The organism is Rhodococcus sp. 05-2256-B1 (genome assembly GCF_002258465.1).
Taxonomy (GTDB): domain Bacteria; phylum Actinomycetota; class Actinomycetes; order Mycobacteriales; family Mycobacteriaceae; genus Rhodococcoides; species Rhodococcoides fascians.
The window spans coordinates 211,795-229,286 of sequence record NZ_NOZA01000015.1 but is presented as its reverse complement, the minus strand read 5'-3'; the positions used below and the strand labels follow the sequence as shown (position 1 = coordinate 229,286).

Genomic DNA, 17,492 nt, shown 5'->3' with positions numbered 1-17,492 from the left:
GATCAGAACCTTCCTCAGCTGCGGGGAATCGCGAAGTATTTGTACTCCAGAAACTCGTCTATTCCGACTTTCCCGCCCTCGCGGCCGAGTCCCGATTGTTTGACACCACCGAACGGGGCTGCCGGATTCGACACCAGCCCGGTGTTGAGCCCCACCATGCCCACCTCGAGGCGCTCCCCCATTCGCAGAGCCCGATCGATGTCCTGGGTGAACACGTATCCGACCAGTCCCCATTCGGTGTCGTTGGCCAGCGCGACGACCTCGTCCTCGGTGTCGAAGGGAACGATGGCGGCCACCGGTCCGAATATTTCCTGGGACATCAGATCCGATTCGGTATCGACATCGGTCAGGACGGTCGGTGGGTAGAAGTAGCCCGGCCCGTCCGGGGCCGCACCACCGACGACGGCGCGGGCACCGCGCGCGAGAGCATCGTCGACCAGAGCCTGGACCTTGCCCCGGCCTGCGTCGTCGATCAGCGGCCCCACCTCGGTCCCGTGAGAAGCGCCCGCGCCCACCCTCAGCGCGCCCATTCGGTCGGCCAAAGCATCCGAAAAGCGTTGTGCCACACTGCGGTGAACGAAGAACCGGTTCGCTGCGGTACATGCTTCGCCCATGTTGCGCATCTTGGCAACCATGGCTCCGTCGACGGCGCGGTCGAGATCTGCATCGTCCATGACCACGAAGGGTGCATTCCCGCCCAGCTCCATCGACGTCCGCATCACCGTCGCCGCCGCTTGTTCGAGCAGAATCTTGCCCACTGCCGTGGATCCGGTGAAGCTGATCTTGCGGGCAGCGCCGCTGCTCATCCACGACCCCACGACACCCGACGCATCGGTGGTCGGCACGATGTTGACGACGCCCGCAGGCACCCCCGCCTCGTGCAGAATCTGTACCAGCGCAAGTGCGGTCAGCGGCGTCTGCTCGGCGGGCTTGAACACGACGGTGCAGCCTGCCGCAAGGGCAGGCCCGATCTTGCGAGTTCCCATGGCCAGCGGGAAGTTCCACGGCGTGACGAGAATGCAGGGCCCGACCGGCGCGCGGGTGACCACGATGCGGTTCTTCCCGTCTCCGGTCAGGGTGTGATCACCCGAGATGCGTACCGCTTCCTCCGAGAACCAGCGAAAGAACTCGGCTCCATACGCCACCTCGCCGCGCGCGTCGGCGAGCGGTTTACCCATCTCGGCGGTGATGATCGCAGCGAGCTCCTCCGAGCGGGCCATGATCATCTCGTATGCCGTCCGCAGTATGTCGCTTCGCACTCGCGGTGCGGTGGCCGCCCACTCCGCCGCGGAGTCGACGGCTGCAGCGAGCGCTTTCTCTGCGTCCGCGATACCGCCGTCCGCAACCGTGGCGATGACCTCGCCCGTGGCCGGGTCCACGACATCGAATCGGGCGTCCGATACCGACGGCACCCACTCACCACCGATGAAACAGTCTGTGGGAGAGGTGATGCGCGGACGCGTGAGGCTGGTGGTCGAGCTGGCGGTCATGGCCGCGGTCCTTTCGTCGAACGTGGATCGAGTATCTGTGCCAGGTGTACGGATGCATCGTCGCCCGAGTCACCGGTCAGTTGGCGCACCTGCATGTGACAGCTGAATCCGTCGGTCAGAACAGGAGTGTCGGGTTCGGTGGCCCGCAACGCGGGCGCGAGAGCCTGCTCGGCGACATCCATGCTGAGCTCGTAATGCCGACTCTCGAAACCGAAATTACCTGCTACACCGCAACATCCGGTGGCCTCACGTACCGACTCGACGCCCACGGCGGCGAGGGCTCGGCGCTGCGTTGCGTCGCCGAAGACGGCGTACTCGTGGCAGTGAGTCTGCACCGTGACCGCAGCCGGCATGTCGCCCGAGGGCTGCCAGCCCGCGCTTGCTTGATCGATCACCGCTCCGGCGAAGCTCTGGACGCGTGCCGCGACCCTCCTCGCCGCGTCCGTGGGGACCAGTTCGGGCATGTCCTTACGGAACGCGGCCGCACAGCTCGGTTCGGTCACGACGATCGGCCTGTCGGTACCGTCGTCCAGCGCCGCAACGGCTTTCGTCAGCTGCTTGCGAGCGGACTTCAGCTGACCCGTGGAAATCCACGTCAAACCGCAACACACATCCGTTCGGCATTCGGTGGTGCGTCCGGAGTCTTCGAGAACGCGTTGTGCCGCACCCGCGACCTCGGGGCGAAAACCTTGTGTGAACGTGTCGACGACGAGCACCACATCGGCGTCGCGGCCATCGCCGATTCGGACGGCATCGGCCAGTTCCTTCGACGACGCGAACCGAGGCAGTGCGCGTTCGGTGGTCAGCCCACCCAGACGTGCCGCCACTGCCGACACCCGGGGTGTCAGCAGACGATTGAGCAGCGGTGCCGTTCGCCTCGTCACCGCGAGCCATCGAGGCAACCACCCGAGCGAGTAGTGCGACAGTGGCCGCAGCCGCCTCGCGTAGTGATGGTCGAGGAACTCCGATTTGTACGTGGCCATGTCGACGCCGACGGGACAGTCCGAGGAGCAGGCCTTGCACGACAGGCAGAGATCGAGCGACTCCGCAACGTCTTTCGATGCCCATCCGTCGGCCACCGTCGGAGAACTGCGCACCATCTCCTGCAGCACCCGCGCCCGGCCCCGCGTCGAATCCTTCTCGTCACCCGTCGCACGGTAGCTCGGGCACATGACGCCACCGGTTGTCGTTCGACATTTCCCCACGCCCACACAGGATTGGGTGGCATGGACGAACGGGTCCAGATCGGGTCGCGACCCTATCTGGTGCAGATCGAAGCTGGTCTTCCACTCCCGGGCCGGAATGCCTTGAAGCATCAGGTTGTCCATCAGGGGTTCGGGGTCGGTGATCGATCCTGGGTTCAGGATTCCCGCGGGGTCCCAGATGCGCTTGAACCGGGAGAAGGCGTCGAGCATGCGAGGGGAATACATGACCGGCAACAACTCCGAGCGCGCGCGGCCGTCACCGTGCTCGCCCGAAAGACTGCCGCCGTGCTTGACGACGACGCGTGCGGCAGCGCGCAGGAAGTCGTACATCACTCGTCGTCCGGCGTCGGTGCGTTGGTCGAAGGTGATCCGTACGTGCATGCAGCCGGCACCGAAGTGGCCGTACATCACTCCGGTCAGATTGTGTTCGGCCAGTAGCGAATTCAGGTCCGCGAGATACGCCGACAGGTTTTCCGGTGCCACGGCGGCGTCTTCCCAACCGCCCCAGGACTCGACTCCACTCGCCAGGCGCGTCGCCAGCCCAGCACCGTCCTCGCGCACCCGCCACAACGCTGCGCGATCGGCCGCATCGGTCACGATACGACCCTCTTTGACGCGCCCGAGCCGACCGAGCGCCTCGAGCAACCGAGATGCCTTGTCCTGCACCTCTGTCGCGTCGGCCCCGTCGAGGTCGACGTACAACCAGGCATTGCCTGCAGGGAGCCCTCGTACCGAGTCCGGTCCGCGGCGATACTCCATCGTGCCGGCGATGTTGTCGTCGATTCCTTCGACGGCGGCGGGTGAGAACTCGAGAATGGTCGTCACGTCCGCCGCGGCGGCCACCACGTCGTCGTATCCGAGACACAGCAGCAGTGCGGCTGGGGGTACGGGCACGACGGCGACGGTCACCGACACGATCACCGCGCAGGCACCTTCGCTTCCGACGAGGGCCCGGGCAACGTCGAAACCGTTCTCCGGCAACAGATGCGAGAGGTGGAATCCCGATACCTGACGCGGGATGCGACCCAACTCGACCCGTAGAAGGGCCAGATTGTCCGACACCAGCGAGCGCAGCTCATTCGAGATACGTTCGGCTGCAGCGACAGCCGCCGAGTCCTGGGTTCGCAGCGCCTGCACACCGGTGCGGGTGACTCGCAGCAGGTATCCGTCGGCGGTCACCACGTCCATGGCCACCGTGTGATCGGCGGTGCGTCCGTACCGCACGGAGTGGTTACCGCACGCGTCGTTGCCGACGGCTCCGCCCACTGTCGCGCGGGTCTTGCTGGACGGATCGGGCGCGAAGGTGAACGCACCGTCGGTCCGCGTCACCAGCTGACGTTGCAAGTCCGAGATGACGATTCCGGGCTCGACGACGGCAGTCCTGGACTCGGTGTCGACCGAGAGCACCCGGTTCATGTGGCGCGAGAAGTCGAGGACGATTCCACGGCCGATTGCGTTGCCCGCCATGGAGGTACCGCCGCCACGCCCGATGACGACAACGTCGGCGGCGGCACACAGCGACACGACCGTAGCCACTTCGTCGGCGCTGCGCGGAAAGACGACAGCGGCCGGCGGGACTCGGTAGTTCGACGCGTCGTAGGAGTATTCGGCCAACCGTCGGGACGAATCGTCGACGTCGATGCCCAGTCTTCGTACTCGCTGTACGAGTGCGGGCACCTCGGAACGAACAGGGGCTGCTGTCACAGGACGTTCTTCAATGTCCGCGACAACGCGTCGAGTCCGAACGTCATCTCGTCGTCGTTCACGATCAGTGCGGGGATGATACGAACCACGTTGCCGAGCGCACCGCAGGTGAGCAACAGCAGCCCTTCGTCGATGGCACCCTGTTGCACCCGCAGAGCAGCGGCGGCGTCGGGATTGCCCGAGCTGTCGACGAATTCGAGCGCCTGCATCAATCCGAGTCCCCGAGCATCACCGATGGCCGGGTGCTGTTCCTTCAGCGCGAGAAGGCCGTCGAGGAGAACTCGGCCCTGCGCTGCCGCGTTGTCGACCAGACCTTCCTCGCGCACGACGTCGAGGGTAGCGACTCCCGCCGCGGCAGCGACGGCGTTGCCGCCGTAGGTTCCGCCTTGCGACCCCGGCCATGCCTTCCCCATCAGCTCTGCCGATGCGGCGATCGCCGAGATCGGGAACCCGCTGGCGAGTCCTTTTGCGGTGATGAGGATGTCGGGAGTGATCGACGAGTGCTGATGGCCCCAGAACGTTCCGGTGCGTCCGACTCCGGCCTGCACCTCGTCGACGATCAGGACGATGCCGTGGGTGTCGGCGCGTTCGCGCAAGCCCTCGAGGAATGCAGGGGGTGTGGGCAGGTACCCGCCGTCGCCCAGCACCGGCTCGATGATGAACGCAGCCGTGTCGGCGGGGCTGGACATCGTCATCAACAGGTAGTCGAGTTCCTTCAGCGCGAAGGCGACTGCGGTGTCCATGTCCCATCCGTACCGAAATGCATACGGAAACGGTGCGATGTGCACCCCACCCATGATCGGCGAGAATCCCGATCGGAACTTGGTTCCCGCCGTGGTGAGCGATGCAGCCGCCACCGTTCGCCCGTGGAAGCCGCCGTGGAATGCAACGATGTTCGGTCGACCGGTTGCCATGCGCGCCAATCGGATCGACGCCTCGACTGCCTCGGATCCCGAGTTCGCGTAGAACACACTGTCCAACCCGGCAGGCAACACTTCTCCGAGCTTGTCGGTCAGCGCGAGCAGAGGCTGATGCATGACGGTCGTGTACTGGGCGTGGATGATCTTGCCCACCTGTTCGCGAGCTGCCTCGACCACGCGGGGATGGCAGTGACCGGTGCTGGTGACGCCGATGCCGGTGGTGAAGTCGAGGTACTTGCGCCCGTCGGTCCCGATGATCCAGCTGCCCTTTCCGTGGTCGACGACGATCGGGGTCGCCTGCTTGAGTGCGGGGCTGAGGTGGGTGCGAGTCGACGCTGTCATGGACGCCATCGTCACCCACCGATTCCGGATTGTCAACAATCTGCAATTGTGAATTCCGGGCGGGATCGACCCGTTCGGTCGAGCCGAGAGCGATAGGGTTCGGTCGTGTCCGCATCGAACCCCCGCTCGAGCAGCCCGCGCATCGTCGTACTGGGCAGCATCAACATGGACCTGATCACTCGGACCCCCGCCCTGCCCGAACCGGGCGAAACCGTGTTGGGGACCTCGTTCGACACCGCACCCGGCGGCAAAGGTGCCAACCAGGCGATCGCGGCGTCGAAGTCGGGAGCTCGCGTGAGCTTCGTCGGGGCGGTCGGGGACGACGAATTCGGGCCGACACTGCGGCACACCCTCACCAGCGCAGGCGTCGACGACCATGCTCTGCGAACCGCAGCAGGAGCGTCCGGTATCGCCGCCATCACCGTCGACGACCGAGCCGAGAACAGCATCGTGGTCGTGGCCGGAGCCAACGGCGGTGTACACGAGCTCACCGACGACGACCTGGCAATCATCGACGAGGCCGATATCCTGCTGTGTCAGTTGGAGATTCCCCTCGAGACCGTACTCGCCGCGTTCGAGTACGCACACTCCCGCGCCGTCGTGACGATGCTCAACCCGTCCCCCGTCCAGGATCTGCCCGACGCTCTCGTTGCGGCCACCGACGTCCTGGTGGTCAACGAGGCCGAGGAAGCGCGCATCGGGAGTCGAGTGAAGAACATAGAACATGTGGTCACCACGCTGGGCGCACGAGGCGCGAGATATCGCGGCTCGGAATCGTTCGAGGTACCCGCGCCGAAGGTCGAGGCGGTCGACACCACCGGAGCGGGTGACGCATTCGCCGGAGCACTCGCGGCATCCTGGTCGAGCGGACCCCGCGCTGCCATCCAATGGGCCGTCGCCGCAGGTGCTTTCGCTGCGACGGGAGCCGGCGCGAGCGCGTCCTCGGGAACGAGGGCCCAGATCGAATCCCTCCGCGGTGCGGACGCGCGATGAGTGCGTACGACCCGACCGAGCTCCGCCTGCTGCGCCGCGCACGCGATCGAATGGATCGCGATTTCGCGAAACCGCTCGACGTCCCGTCACTCGCCAGAACCGCGCTGATGTCCACTGCACATTTCAGTCGCCGGTTTCGGGAGGCCTACGGCGAGACGCCGTACGCGCATCTGATGACACGACGGATCGAGCGCGCCAAAGCGCTGCTGCGACGCGGAGACGTCACGGTCACCGAGGCGTGCTTCGCCGTCGGCTGTACCAGTCTCGGGTCGTTCAGCTCGAGATTCACCGAGATCGTGGGCGAGACACCGAGCGCCTACCGCGCCCGCGATCATCGTGGCAGCCACGCCGTACCCAGCTGCACCGCGATGGTTCTCGGACGCCCGATGCGAGGGCCCACATCCCCGACGGCGGCGGTGACCGAGCCGAGCAGAATCGAAGAAGCATCTGCGGCCGGGGCGTCCTAGCCTTCATCAATGACACTTTCACTGAGCCACGTTCACGTCTACACCGACGACCCCGATGCCTCGGTTGCGTTCTACCGGGACGCTCTCGGACTCGAGGTCAAGAGCGAGGTGGCCAACGACGGCTACCGCTGGATCACGCTGTCCACCAGCGAACAACCCGAGATCGAGGTCGTGTTGTCGCAGCCGCACGCGGGCCGTTCTCGGGAACTGGGCGATCAGCTCGCCGCGCTGCTGGCCAAGGGCGAGTTGCCGGGACTACTGTTCCGCGCCGACGACCTCGACGCCGCGTTCGAGCGGATCCGCGCGGCGGGTACGGGCGAGATACTGCAGGAGCCGACGAGTCAGCCCTGGGGTGCCCGCGATGCCGCGTTCCGTGACCCGGCCGGAAACATGGTGCGCGTCAGCCAAGCCTGAAGTGTGGCGCCCGCCTCGACTACAGAGCCGAGGCGAGCGCCAGACCGCCACCGCACGCGAGTACGGACGCCACCAGTGTGCCGATCGCGTTGACGGCGGCGTCGACCCGACGGCGCTGCTGCAGTAACCGCACGGTGTCCACGGTTGAGGTACTGAAGGTGGTGTAGCCCCCACAGAACCCGGTTCCGAGAACTGCCTGCGCATCGGTGGAGCCGGCGCGCAGCATCACCCAGCCGGCCAGCAACCCGAGCAGGAACGAGCCCGAGATGTTGATACCGACGGTTGCCCACGGGAAGCTCGTGCGCGAGCTCAGCCGTGACTTCACCTCGGCATCGACGAAGAATCGCGCGACCGACCCGAGCGCGCCGGCCAGGATCACCAGGGCCGCGATCATCGGATCACTCTGTTGGCGAACATGATTCCGGCTCCGGCCGCCACAACTCCCAACACCACACTGACGACGGCATATGCCGACGCCAGTCCGATGAATCCGCCCCGGACACCCTCGACCGTTTCGAGGGCGAAGGTGCTGTACGTGGTGAACGCGCCACAGAACCCCGAACCGCCGAGCAACCGGAGCCGACGCCGTCCACCCGTATCGGGACCACTGCGCAGCAGCGACTCGAGCAGCAACCCCAGCACGAACGCACCGACGATGTTGATTCCGAAGGTGGCGAGAGGCCACTGCGACGTCGTGTGCGGGAGACGTTCCTCGATCGCATAGCGAGCAGCAGTGCCTGCCGCGCCGCCGACGAATACCGTTGCCAAGGCCGCGAGGTTGCGATGCGATGCCGGGTCGCTCACCGCCGGCTCTGCTCTCTGTCGTACCGATGCTGCACGATGAACAGTATGACGACAGCGACGCACGCGACCGTAGGCAACTTGCGCGAAGACGCCGAAAGGCTGCTGCGTGAGCTCGCCGGCCCCGATGCGGTGTTGCGCGAGGACCAGTGGACGGCAATAGAGGCGCTGGTCGTGCACCGTCGGCGGGCGTTGGTGGTCCAGCGGACCGGTTGGGGTAAGTCGGCTGTCTACTTCATCGCCGCGAAACTACTGCGCGCCCAGGGTCTGGGACCGACGGTCATCGTGTCGCCGCTGCTGGCGTTGATGCGAAACCAGGTCGCCTCTGCGCAGCGCGCCGGGGTGCGGGCGGCGACCATCAACTCGGGCAACATGACCGAGTGGGACGAGATCCATGAACAGGTGAACTCGGGTGAGCTCGACGTGCTGTTGGTCAGCCCGGAGCGCCTGAACAATCCCGACTTCCGCGACCAGGTGCTGCCGTCGTTGGCCGGTGACGCCGGCCTGGTCGTGGTCGACGAGGCCCACTGTGTCTCCGATTGGGGACATGATTTCCGGCCCGACTACCGGCGGATCCGAACCCTCATCGCCGAACTGCGCGACGGCATACCCGTGCTGGCCACCACGGCGACCGCGAACGACCGGGTGGTCGACGACGTCGCCGCCCAACTCGGGGTCGGCGGCGGAGACACCCTGGTCCTACGCGGCGGACTCGCACGAGACTCACTACGGATGTCGGTGGTGCGGATCGAGAACGCCACCGAGCGCGCAGCGTGGCTCGGCGATCACCTGAAGACCCTGCCGGGCTCCGGAATCATCTACACGCTGACGGTCTCGGCCGCCAAGGATCTCGCCGCGCTGCTCACCGACCAGGGCCACGTCGTGGCGTCGTACACCGGTCAGACCGACCCCACCGAACGCGAATCACTCGAAGCCGACCTACTCGCAAACCGGGTCAAGGCGCTCGTCGCGACCTCCGCACTCGGCATGGGGTTCGACAAACCCGACCTCGGCTTCGTCGTGCACATGGGGGCACCGTCCTCGCCGATCTCCTACTACCAGCAGGTCGGTCGCGCCGGCCGCGCCACCGAACGCGCCGACGTCGTACTACTCCCCGGCCACGAGGACCGGCAGATCTGGAGCTATTTCGCCTCCGTCGCATTCCCGCGGGAACATCTCGTGCGACAGGTCATCGAGGCACTCGATACCGACAAGGCTCAGTCGACCCAAGCTCTCGAGCCACTGGTCGAGCTCAATCGCAGCAGGCTCGAGATGGTGCTCAAGGTCCTGGACGTCGACGGGGCCGTCAGACGCGTCCGTGGCGGTTGGATGGCCACCGGTGAGTCGTGGACGTACGACGCGAGCCGCTACGAACGCCTCGAGCAAGCCAGGGACCGTGAGCAGCAGGCGATGCTCGACTACCAGAGCACCGATGGGTGCCGGATGGAATTTCTTCGTCGGCAGCTCGACGACCCCGATCTCGGCGCACCCGGCACCGAGTCCGACCGTTGCGGCCGATGCGACAACTGCACGGGCGAGCATCTCTCGTCCGCGGTCGATGCCACGTCGGTCGACTCTGCGAGGGCCCGGCTCGATCGCCCCGGACTCGATCTCCAGCCCCGAAAGCAGTGGCCCAGTGGGATGAAAAAGCTCGGTGTATCGCTCTCGGGCAAGATCGGCAACCCGCACCGACCGGGTCGCGTTCTCGGCCGCCTCACCGACCTCGGGTGGGGTGGACGCTTGCGAGCCCTGCTGGATGCACCCGACGCTCCCGTCACCGAGGCGCTGGAGAAGGCCTGCATCTCGGTGCTGGCCAACTGGGACTGGGCCGACCGCCCGACCGCCGTGCTGGCCCTCGACTCCCCCACCCACCCGCTGCTGGTGCGCTCGGTAGCCGAGCGCCTGGCAACCGTCGGGAAGCTGGAGAACCTGGGAGTGATGCAGGTCAGACCCGGACATCCCCCGGTATCGGCCGCGAATTCGGCCTTCCGAGTTGCCGGCCTGGTGGACTCGTGGGAGGTTCCGGACGTATCGTCCGTAGACGGGCCGATTCTGCTCGTCGATCTGCTCACCGACACCGGTTGGACGTTCACGTGTGCCACCGCCGCGCTGCAGGCTGCGGGAGCGGATGCGATCCTTCCCTTCGCATTGGCAACGCCCAAGTAGGGCTCCGGCACAACGTGCGGGTTTGAAAACGCGCCAGGTGGGTACCGCCAGCCGATCCTGAAATATGTGAGCACCATCACAATCGGCGGTTAACCAGGCAAAGCATGTCCGATTCGGGCGTCGATTCTCCGACGCACTCGATATGCTCCCGCCTCCTTGTTACGGTCGTATTTCCTATGAAGCCTGCATTGCTGAGAGGTACCCCGCTCACTGCGCCGGACGCAGTGAAGTTTCGTAAGCCACAGATCTCCGACGGAGTCCGGCTCTGGGAGATCGCAAGAGATTCACGAGTTCTGGATCTGAACTCCAGCTACTCGTACGTGTTGTGGTGCCGAGATTTCGCGGCCACCACTGTCGTATCCGACATCGACGGCCGCGCAGTCGGTTTCGTCACCGGATACATCCGCCAGGACGCCCCTCGAACGCTGTTCGTGTGGCAGGTCGCCGTGGATGCGGACCAGCGCGGCAAGGGACTTGCCGGTCGCATGCTCATGGAGCTGCTCGACCGCCTCGAGCCACAGGGCATCACGCACCTCGAAACCACGATCAGCCCGGACAACGAAGCGTCCATCGCAACCTTCACCAGCCTCGCACGCAAGCGAGGTACCGACATCGTCAAGTCGGATTTGTTCGCGCCCAACGATTTCCCTGATAGCCACGAAGCAGAAGAGCTCTACACCGTAGGCCCGGACGCATCGCGGAATTACGAAAGGAACAAGCAGAACATGACCGAAAAGAACACAGTGACAACAGAGAAGCCCGACGTATTCGAGACCGTCGAGTCCGGCGTGCGTAGCTACAGTCGCCAGTGGCCCGCCGTATTCACCACAGCGAAGAACTCGGTCATCACCGACGAGAACGGCAACGACTACCTCGATTTCTTCGGTGGCGCAGGCGCACTCAACTACGGCCACAACAACGACATGATCAAGAGCGCGTTGGTGGACTACATCACCAGCGATGGCATCACCCACGGACTCGACATGTCCACCGTCGCCAAGCGTGAGTTCCTCGAGTCGTTCAAGAAGAACATCCTCGACCCCCGCGGCTTGGACTACAAGGTTCAGTTCCCCGGTCCGACGGGCACCAACACCGTCGAGGCAGCGCTCAAACTCGCTCGCAAGGTCACCGGGCGCGAAGCGATCATCAACTTCACCAACGCATTCCACGGCATGACACTCGGCGCGTTGTCGGTCACCGGCAACTCGATGAAGCGAGCTGGCGCCGGAATTCCATTGGTGCACACCACCCCGATGCCGTACGACAACTACTTCGGCGGCGTCACCGAGGATTTCCAGTGGTTCGAGCGCGTTCTCGACGACTCGGGCAGTGGATTCAACCGACCGGCCGCGGTGATCGTAGAGACCATTCAGGGCGAGGGCGGAATCAACGTCGCACGACCGGAGTGGTTGCGCGCGTTGGCCGAACTGTGCTCGCGACGCGAAATTCTGCTGATCGTCGACGACGTGCAGATGGGCTGCGGCCGCACCGGCCAGTTCTTCTCGTTCGAGGAAGCCGGCATCACCCCGGACATCGTCACCCTGTCGAAGTCCATCGGCGGCTACGGCATGCCGCTGGCGCTGACACTGTTCAAGCCCGAGCTGGACGTCTGGGCACCGGGTGAGCACAACGGCACCTTCCGCGGCTTCAACCCGTCGTTCGTCACGGCAAAGGCAGCCATCGACCACTACTGGTCCGACGACAAGTTCGAGAAGGAAACCCTCGCCAAGGGCGAGCACATCCAGGATCGGTTCATGAAGTTGTGCGCCAAGTTCGACGGCATCTCGACTCGCGGTCGAGGCATGGTCCAAGCCTTGGTGTTCGACGACGCGGAGTTGGCCGGCAAGGTGTCTCAGCTGTGCTACGACGAGCGTCTGCTCGTCGAGACCGCGGGCCCCAAGGACGAGGTCGTCAAGCTTCTTCCCCCGTTGACCACAACGATCGACGAGCTCGACCGCGGCCTGGACATCATCGAAAGTGCAGTGGCGAAGGTTCTGTCCTAGCCGCGCCCAGCACACACGGACATCGAAGGAGACATCGCATGATCGTTCGCACCACCGAAGAAATCACCGGAACCGACCGCGACATCTCGAGCGAGGACGGCAACTGGCGCAGCAAGAGAATCATTCTGGGCGGTGACAAGGTCGGCTTCTCGTTCCACGAGACCACCATCCAGCCCGGAACGGTGAACAACTTCCACTACGCGAATCACGTCGAAGCGGTGTGGCTCATCGAGGGTGAGGGAACGCTGACCGATCGCGAGACCGGACAGACGTACGAGCTCGGACCGGGGTCGATGTACCTGCTCAACGGGCACGAGCGTCACACCGTGGAGCCGCGCACGACAATGCGCATGCTGTGTGTGTTCAACCCGCCGGTCGTCGGCAACGAGACGCACGACGAAAACGGCGTGTACCCCCTCGTCGAGGTACCTGCGTAACGCATCTCTTCACAACACCGGGCCCGTATCGACGCATTGTCGGTGCGGGCCCGGTGTCGTCGTTGTCGGTCGATGCGTGACACGACTCTTCGCTATCCTGGACGAGGTGAATGCTCCGACCGCGCCCGCGGAAACGTATCGGCAATTGCTTTCGATGCTGGACGGAAGAACTGTTGCAGTGCTCACCGGTGCCGGCATGTCGACCGACTCCGGAATTCCGGACTATCGGGGTCCGAAGTCACCACCGCGCAATCCGATGACTTTTCAGCAGTTCATCGGTGATGCCGAGTTCAGAAGGCACTACTGGGCGCGTAATCACGTGGGTTGGCGACACATGGACGCGGCAGTGCCCAACGACGGCCACCGAGCCCTGACCCGTCTCGAACGCGCAGGAGTCGTCACCGGCATCATCACCCAGAACGTCGACATGCTGCACACCAAAGCCGCCAGCCGCAACGTCATCGATCTCCACGGTGTCTACGCCCGCGTGCGCTGCCTGAACTGCGAGCGGTTGGTATCGAGGTTCGAGTTGGCCGGACGCTTGGATCGAGCCAACCCGGGCTTCGTCGAATCCGTTGCTCCGGCCGAGGGCGTCGAGATCGCACCCGATGCCGACGCGATCATCTCGTCCACCGCGCATTTTCGGATGGTCGATTGCGAATACTGTTCCGGCATACTCAAACCCGACATCGTCTATTTCGGAGAGAGTGTCCCCAAACCGCGCGTGGCCGAGGCCTTCGACCTCGTCGACCGCAGCGACGCACTGCTGGTGCTGGGGTCCTCGCTGACCGTGATGTCGGGCCTGCGATTCGTCAGACACGCGTTCAAGACCGGCACGCCCGTTGTCATCGTCAATCGGGGTTTTACCCGTGGCGACGAATTTGCCTCTCTCACACTGCACACCGGCTGTTCGGAAACAGCGACTGCGCTGGCCGACGCGTCCGATCAGGCGCGGACGAGATCGTCCGCGTGAACCACCGGACGCTGTAGCTCCGCGGCCAACTCCCCCGTGGACCGCCCGAGCATTCCGGACAACTCCCCGGAGTCGTAGGCGACGACCCCACGGGCCACCAGTACACCGTCGGTATCGACGAGAGAGACGACGTCTCCGCCGTGAAAAGAACCGGACACGGCCGTGATCCCCGCAGACAACAACGACCTGCGCCGCTCGACGACTGCTCGCACGGCGCCGGCATCGAGGTGTAGCTCACCTGCCGCGTCGGCCGCATGCCGCACCCAGAACTTTCGTGCCGACAACCGCGTCGGGCGCGCCGCGAAGGCGGTGCCCACTGCGGACGTCGTCAGAGCGTGAGCAGCATCGGATGCCGCGGCCAGCAGCACCGGAACCCCGGCGTCGGCCGCCAGGCGCGCAGCAGAGAGTTTGGAGGCCATACCGCCGGTACCGAGCGCTCCCCCGGACCCGGCGACGACGCCGTCCAGATCCTCCGGGCTGGTCACCTCGGGGATCAACGTGGCCGAACCCTTACGCGGGTCACCGTCGTACAGCCCATCCACATCCGAGAGCAGGAACAGCGCGTCGGCACCGACGAGGTGTGCCACGAGTGCCGCCAACCGATCGTTGTCACCGAACCGAATCTCGGCGGTGGCCACGGTGTCGTTCTCGTTGACGATCGCTACTGCGCCGAGCGACCGTAGCCGATCCAAGGTGCGCTGCGCATTACGGTGATTGGTTCGCCGCGCGATGTCCTCGGCGGTCAGCAACACCTGCCCGACCGTGCGGCCGTACCGGTGGAACGACGAACTCCAGGCGTTGACCAGAGCAAGCTGCCCTACGCTCGCCGCAGCCTGCTTCGTTGCGAGGTCACGCGGGCGTCTGGTGAGACCGAGTGGTGCCATGCCTGCACCGATCGCGCCCGACGAGACGACGACCACGTCGGTGCCGCTACGCATCCGCGACTCGATGGCGTCGGCCAACAGGTCCAGTCGAGCCAGATCGAGACCGGCATCGAGGCTGGTGAGCGCCGAGGATCCGATCTTGACCACGATGCGCTTGGCGTCGGCGATCGTACGACGGGTATCGGTGAGAGCCTCTGCGGGCGAATCGGATTCACGCACCGACACCTCGTCTACTCCTGTTCGGTATCGAGCCCGCGGCGAACCTGACGGGCATGCTTGCGCTCGGAGGCACCGATGCGCTCGACCTGATCGAGTCGAGCATCGGTGCCGCGACCGGTCATCGTGATCTCGACACCGGCCGGGGTCTGCGGTTCCCAATCGAAGGACACGTCGCCGATGGTGACCGACGCGCCCGGCTGAGCGCCCGCCTTGATCAGTGCATCCTCCACGCCGAGCCGCGCGAGGCGGTCCGCGAGGTAGCCGACAGCCTCGTCATTGGTGAACTGCGTCTGGCGCACCCACCGTTCCGGACGGGTACCGCGCACGATGAAGCCGTCCGGGATGTCCGGATCCTTGACGACCTTGAAGCTGTCGTCGTTTCGTGCGACGGGACGCAGCACCTGACGCCGCGGCTCCGGTGCCGGGTGAGCTGTGCGGTAATCCTCGACGAGCTTCGCCAACGCGAACGTCAGAGGCTTGAGACCGGCGCGCGTCACTGCGGAGATGGTGAACACCGGCCAGCCGCGAGACTCGAATTCCGCGGTGACCATCTCGGCGAGCTCGGCACCCTCGGGAATGTCTGCCTTGTTCAGTACGACGATGCGGGGCCGGTCGGCGAGATCACCGAGGCTGGCATCACCGGACAGGGCCGGCTTGTAGGCCGCCAGCTCCGCTTCGAGAGCGTCGACGTCGGAGATCGGGTCACGGCCCGGATCCAGTGTCGCGCAATCGACTACGTGTGCGAGCACAGCGCATCGCTCGAGGTGACGCAGAAAGTCCAGTCCGAGACCGCGGCCCTGACTCGCGCCGGGGATCAGTCCGGGGACGTCGGCGACGGTGAACGTGGTGTCTCCACTGGAGACGACACCGAGGTTGGGCACCAGTGTGGTGAACGGGTAGTCGGCGATCTTCGGCTTCGCTGCGGAAAGAACCGAAACCAACGAGGACTTACCGGCCGACGGGAATCCGACGAGGCCGACGTCGGCGACGGACTTGAGTTCGAGGACGAGTTCGCGTTCGATGCCCTCTTCGCCGAGCAGAGCGAAACCGGGCGCTCGACGAGCCTTGGACGCCAGTGCTGCGTTGCCGAGCCCGCCGCGCCCGCCGGGAGCGGCGTCGAAACGCGTTCCCTCACCGATCATGTCGGCGAGGACGTTGCCCTTCTTGTCGAGCACGACGGTGCCGTCGGGGACCTTGAGAATCAGGTCCTCTCCGTTGGCCCCTTCACGGTTTCCGCCCATGCCCTGAGTTCCGTTGCCGGCCTTCGCATGACTGGAGAAGTGGAAGTCGAGCAATGTGTGGACGTTGCTGTCGACGACGAAGATGACTCCGCCACCCTGACCGCCGTTGCCGCCGTCCGGGCCGCCGAGAGGCTTGAACTTCTCGCGGTGAACCGAAGAGCAGCCGTTGCCACCTTTGCCGGCGCTGACGTGCAGCACCACGCGGTCGATGAATCGTGACATAGCTGTCTTCGATCCTTTCTGGAAGAAAAACGGGGTGAAAAAAGCGATAGGGGCGGACCGGTCTCGTGACCCTGGTCCGCCCCTATCGGGAGCTGTGAACGTGCGCGGTGGACGTCCGACCCGGGCAGTTGCCTGCCGTGCCGGTCATCGTGAGCGCGAGCTGCAGAAGGACTAGGCCTCTACAGTGACCGGAACGATGTTCACGGTCTTGCGTCCGCGCTTGGCACCGAATTCGACTGCGCCGGGAGCGAGTGCGAACAAGGTGTCGTCGCCGCCACGGCCGACGTTGACGCCGGGGTGGAAGTGCGTGCCGCGCTGGCGGACCAGGATCTCGCCTGCGCCGACGGTCTGGCCGCCGAAACGCTTGACGCCGAGGCGCTGTGCGTTCGAGTCGCGACCGTTACGGGAGCTTGATGCACCCTTCTTATGTGCCATGTTGCATACCCTCCTCGGGGTGAATCAGCTGAAAAGAACTCGGGTCCGGTAAGACCTGGTTACTTGATGCCGGTGACCTTGAGGACAGTCAGCTTCTGCCTGTGTCCCTGACGCTTGTGGTATCCGGTCTTGTTCTTGAACTTGTGGATGCGGATCTTCGGGCCCTTGGTGTGCTCGACGATCTCACTGGCGACCGAGATCTTTGCCAGCTTGTCTGCATCTGTGGTCAGGTCGGATCCGTCTACGACGAGGACCGGAGCAAGCGAGACAGCAGTGCCGGGCGCTCCCTCGATCTTCTCGACCTTGACGAGGTCACCAACAGCGACCTTGTACTGCTTTCCGCCGGTCTTGACGATCGCGTACGTTGCCATCGGAGGGCTACCCCTTGCTTCTTCGAACTTGCTCGCGTTGCGCATGGCACCGCGACTGGTCTGATAAAACGTGTTTGCTTGCTCCCATTCGGCCGATCCGGACCGAACTGCATCCGAACCACTCGAGAACTGTTTCCACTTGCAGGACCGCTAGGCACAACAAGACAGTGTCACCGGGAGCGACTTATCAAGGTTACGGCAGAGA

Annotated in this window: 16 protein-coding genes and 1 pseudogene; 8 read left to right on the top strand and 9 right to left on the bottom strand. The window is 64.9% G+C overall.

The annotated features are described in order from the left end of the window. Positions 1-14 precede the first annotated feature (14 nt). Genes CH285_RS07070 through CH285_RS07060 form a run of 3 tightly spaced genes read right to left on the bottom strand, consistent with a single transcriptional unit; the run spans position 15 to position 5,661 of the window. Complete coding sequence (locus tag CH285_RS07070; RefSeq protein WP_032368192.1) at positions 15-1,490, bottom strand: NAD-dependent succinate-semialdehyde dehydrogenase; 1,476 nt, start codon at positions 1,488-1,490, stop codon at positions 15-17. After that, on the bottom strand, positions 1,487-4,399 hold the full coding sequence (locus CH285_RS07065) for an FAD-binding and (Fe-S)-binding domain-containing protein (RefSeq protein WP_080729204.1): 2,913 nt from the start codon (positions 4,397-4,399) through the stop codon (positions 1,487-1,489). The genes CH285_RS07070 and CH285_RS07065 overlap by 4 nt, the downstream gene beginning before the upstream one ends. Next, on the bottom strand, positions 4,396-5,661 hold the full coding sequence (locus CH285_RS07060; RefSeq protein WP_032370377.1) for an aspartate aminotransferase family protein: 1,266 nt from the start codon (positions 5,659-5,661) through the stop codon (positions 4,396-4,398). The genes CH285_RS07065 and CH285_RS07060 overlap by 4 nt, the downstream gene beginning before the upstream one ends. Positions 5,662-5,766: 105 nt before the next feature. Between CH285_RS07060 and CH285_RS07055 the strand changes: the two genes are divergently transcribed. Genes CH285_RS07055 through CH285_RS07045 form a run of 3 tightly spaced genes read left to right on the top strand, consistent with a single transcriptional unit; the run spans position 5,767 to position 7,535 of the window. Next, positions 5,767-6,654, top strand: coding sequence for a ribokinase (locus CH285_RS07055; protein WP_072692169.1), 888 nt, complete (start codon positions 5,767-5,769; stop codon positions 6,652-6,654). Beyond that, on the top strand, positions 6,651-7,121 hold the full coding sequence (locus CH285_RS07050) for a helix-turn-helix transcriptional regulator (protein WP_032368193.1): 471 nt from the start codon (positions 6,651-6,653) through the stop codon (positions 7,119-7,121). Before CH285_RS07055 ends, CH285_RS07050 begins: the two co-directional genes overlap by 4 nt. A 9-nt stretch (positions 7,122-7,130) precedes the next feature. Further along, a complete protein-coding gene (locus tag CH285_RS07045) occupies positions 7,131-7,535 on the top strand; it encodes a VOC family protein (RefSeq protein WP_027497546.1) in 405 nt (134 codons plus the stop codon). 19 nt (positions 7,536-7,554) lie between these two features. On the opposite strand, the gene crcB is transcribed toward CH285_RS07045, so the two are convergent. Next, positions 7,555-7,929 (bottom strand): fluoride efflux transporter CrcB, encoded by a 375-nt coding sequence (gene crcB / locus CH285_RS07040; RefSeq protein WP_032370224.1) that lies wholly within the window; start codon positions 7,927-7,929, stop codon positions 7,555-7,557. Then, entirely contained in the window at positions 7,926-8,339 is a 414-nt protein-coding gene (locus CH285_RS07035; RefSeq protein WP_080729203.1) for a CrcB family protein, read from the bottom strand. Before CH285_RS07035 ends, crcB begins: the two co-directional genes overlap by 4 nt. Positions 8,340-8,384: 45 nt before the next feature. Between CH285_RS07035 and CH285_RS07030 the strand changes: the two genes are divergently transcribed. The 5 genes and pseudogenes from CH285_RS07030 (at position 8,385) to CH285_RS07015 (ending at position 13,915) form a co-directional block, all read left to right on the top strand. Next, positions 8,385-10,502 (top strand): RecQ family ATP-dependent DNA helicase, encoded by a 2,118-nt coding sequence (locus CH285_RS07030; protein WP_032370223.1) that lies wholly within the window; start codon positions 8,385-8,387, stop codon positions 10,500-10,502. A 104-nt stretch (positions 10,503-10,606) separates the two neighbouring features. Beyond that, positions 10,607-11,179, top strand: a pseudogene (ectA, locus tag CH285_RS28280) (diaminobutyrate acetyltransferase); the annotation flags it as partial. A 48-nt stretch (positions 11,180-11,227) separates the two neighbouring features. Further along, the gene (gene ectB, locus CH285_RS07025) at positions 11,228-12,505 is read left to right on the top strand and encodes a diaminobutyrate--2-oxoglutarate transaminase (RefSeq protein WP_045841368.1); all 1,278 of its coding nucleotides are present in this window, start codon (positions 11,228-11,230) and stop codon (positions 12,503-12,505) included. A gap of 38 nt (positions 12,506-12,543) precedes the next feature. Next, complete coding sequence (locus CH285_RS07020) at positions 12,544-12,942, top strand: ectoine synthase (RefSeq protein WP_027497550.1); 399 nt, start codon at positions 12,544-12,546, stop codon at positions 12,940-12,942. A 154-nt stretch (positions 12,943-13,096) separates the two neighbouring features. After that, complete coding sequence (locus CH285_RS07015; RefSeq protein ID WP_094644396.1) at positions 13,097-13,915, top strand: Sir2 family NAD-dependent protein deacetylase; 819 nt, start codon at positions 13,097-13,099, stop codon at positions 13,913-13,915. Here CH285_RS07015 and proB read toward each other — a convergent pair. The 4 genes from proB to rplU form a co-directional block, all read right to left on the bottom strand. Then, positions 13,888-14,967, bottom strand: coding sequence for a glutamate 5-kinase (proB, locus tag CH285_RS07010; RefSeq protein WP_370878787.1), 1,080 nt, complete (start codon positions 14,965-14,967; stop codon positions 13,888-13,890). The genes CH285_RS07015 and proB overlap by 28 nt on opposite strands. Before the next feature lie 62 nt (positions 14,968-15,029). Continuing rightward, positions 15,030-16,481, bottom strand: coding sequence for a GTPase ObgE (gene obgE, locus CH285_RS07005; protein WP_032368196.1), 1,452 nt, complete (start codon positions 16,479-16,481; stop codon positions 15,030-15,032). Positions 16,482-16,652: 171 nt separating this feature from the next. Beyond that, on the bottom strand, positions 16,653-16,916 hold the full coding sequence (gene rpmA, locus CH285_RS07000) for a 50S ribosomal protein L27 (protein WP_027497554.1): 264 nt from the start codon (positions 16,914-16,916) through the stop codon (positions 16,653-16,655). A gap of 59 nt (positions 16,917-16,975) precedes the next feature. After that, positions 16,976-17,287, bottom strand: a complete 312-nt coding sequence (gene rplU, locus CH285_RS06995) for a 50S ribosomal protein L21 (protein WP_027497555.1) — start codon at positions 17,285-17,287, stop codon at positions 16,976-16,978. Positions 17,288-17,492: the final 205 nt, after the last annotated feature.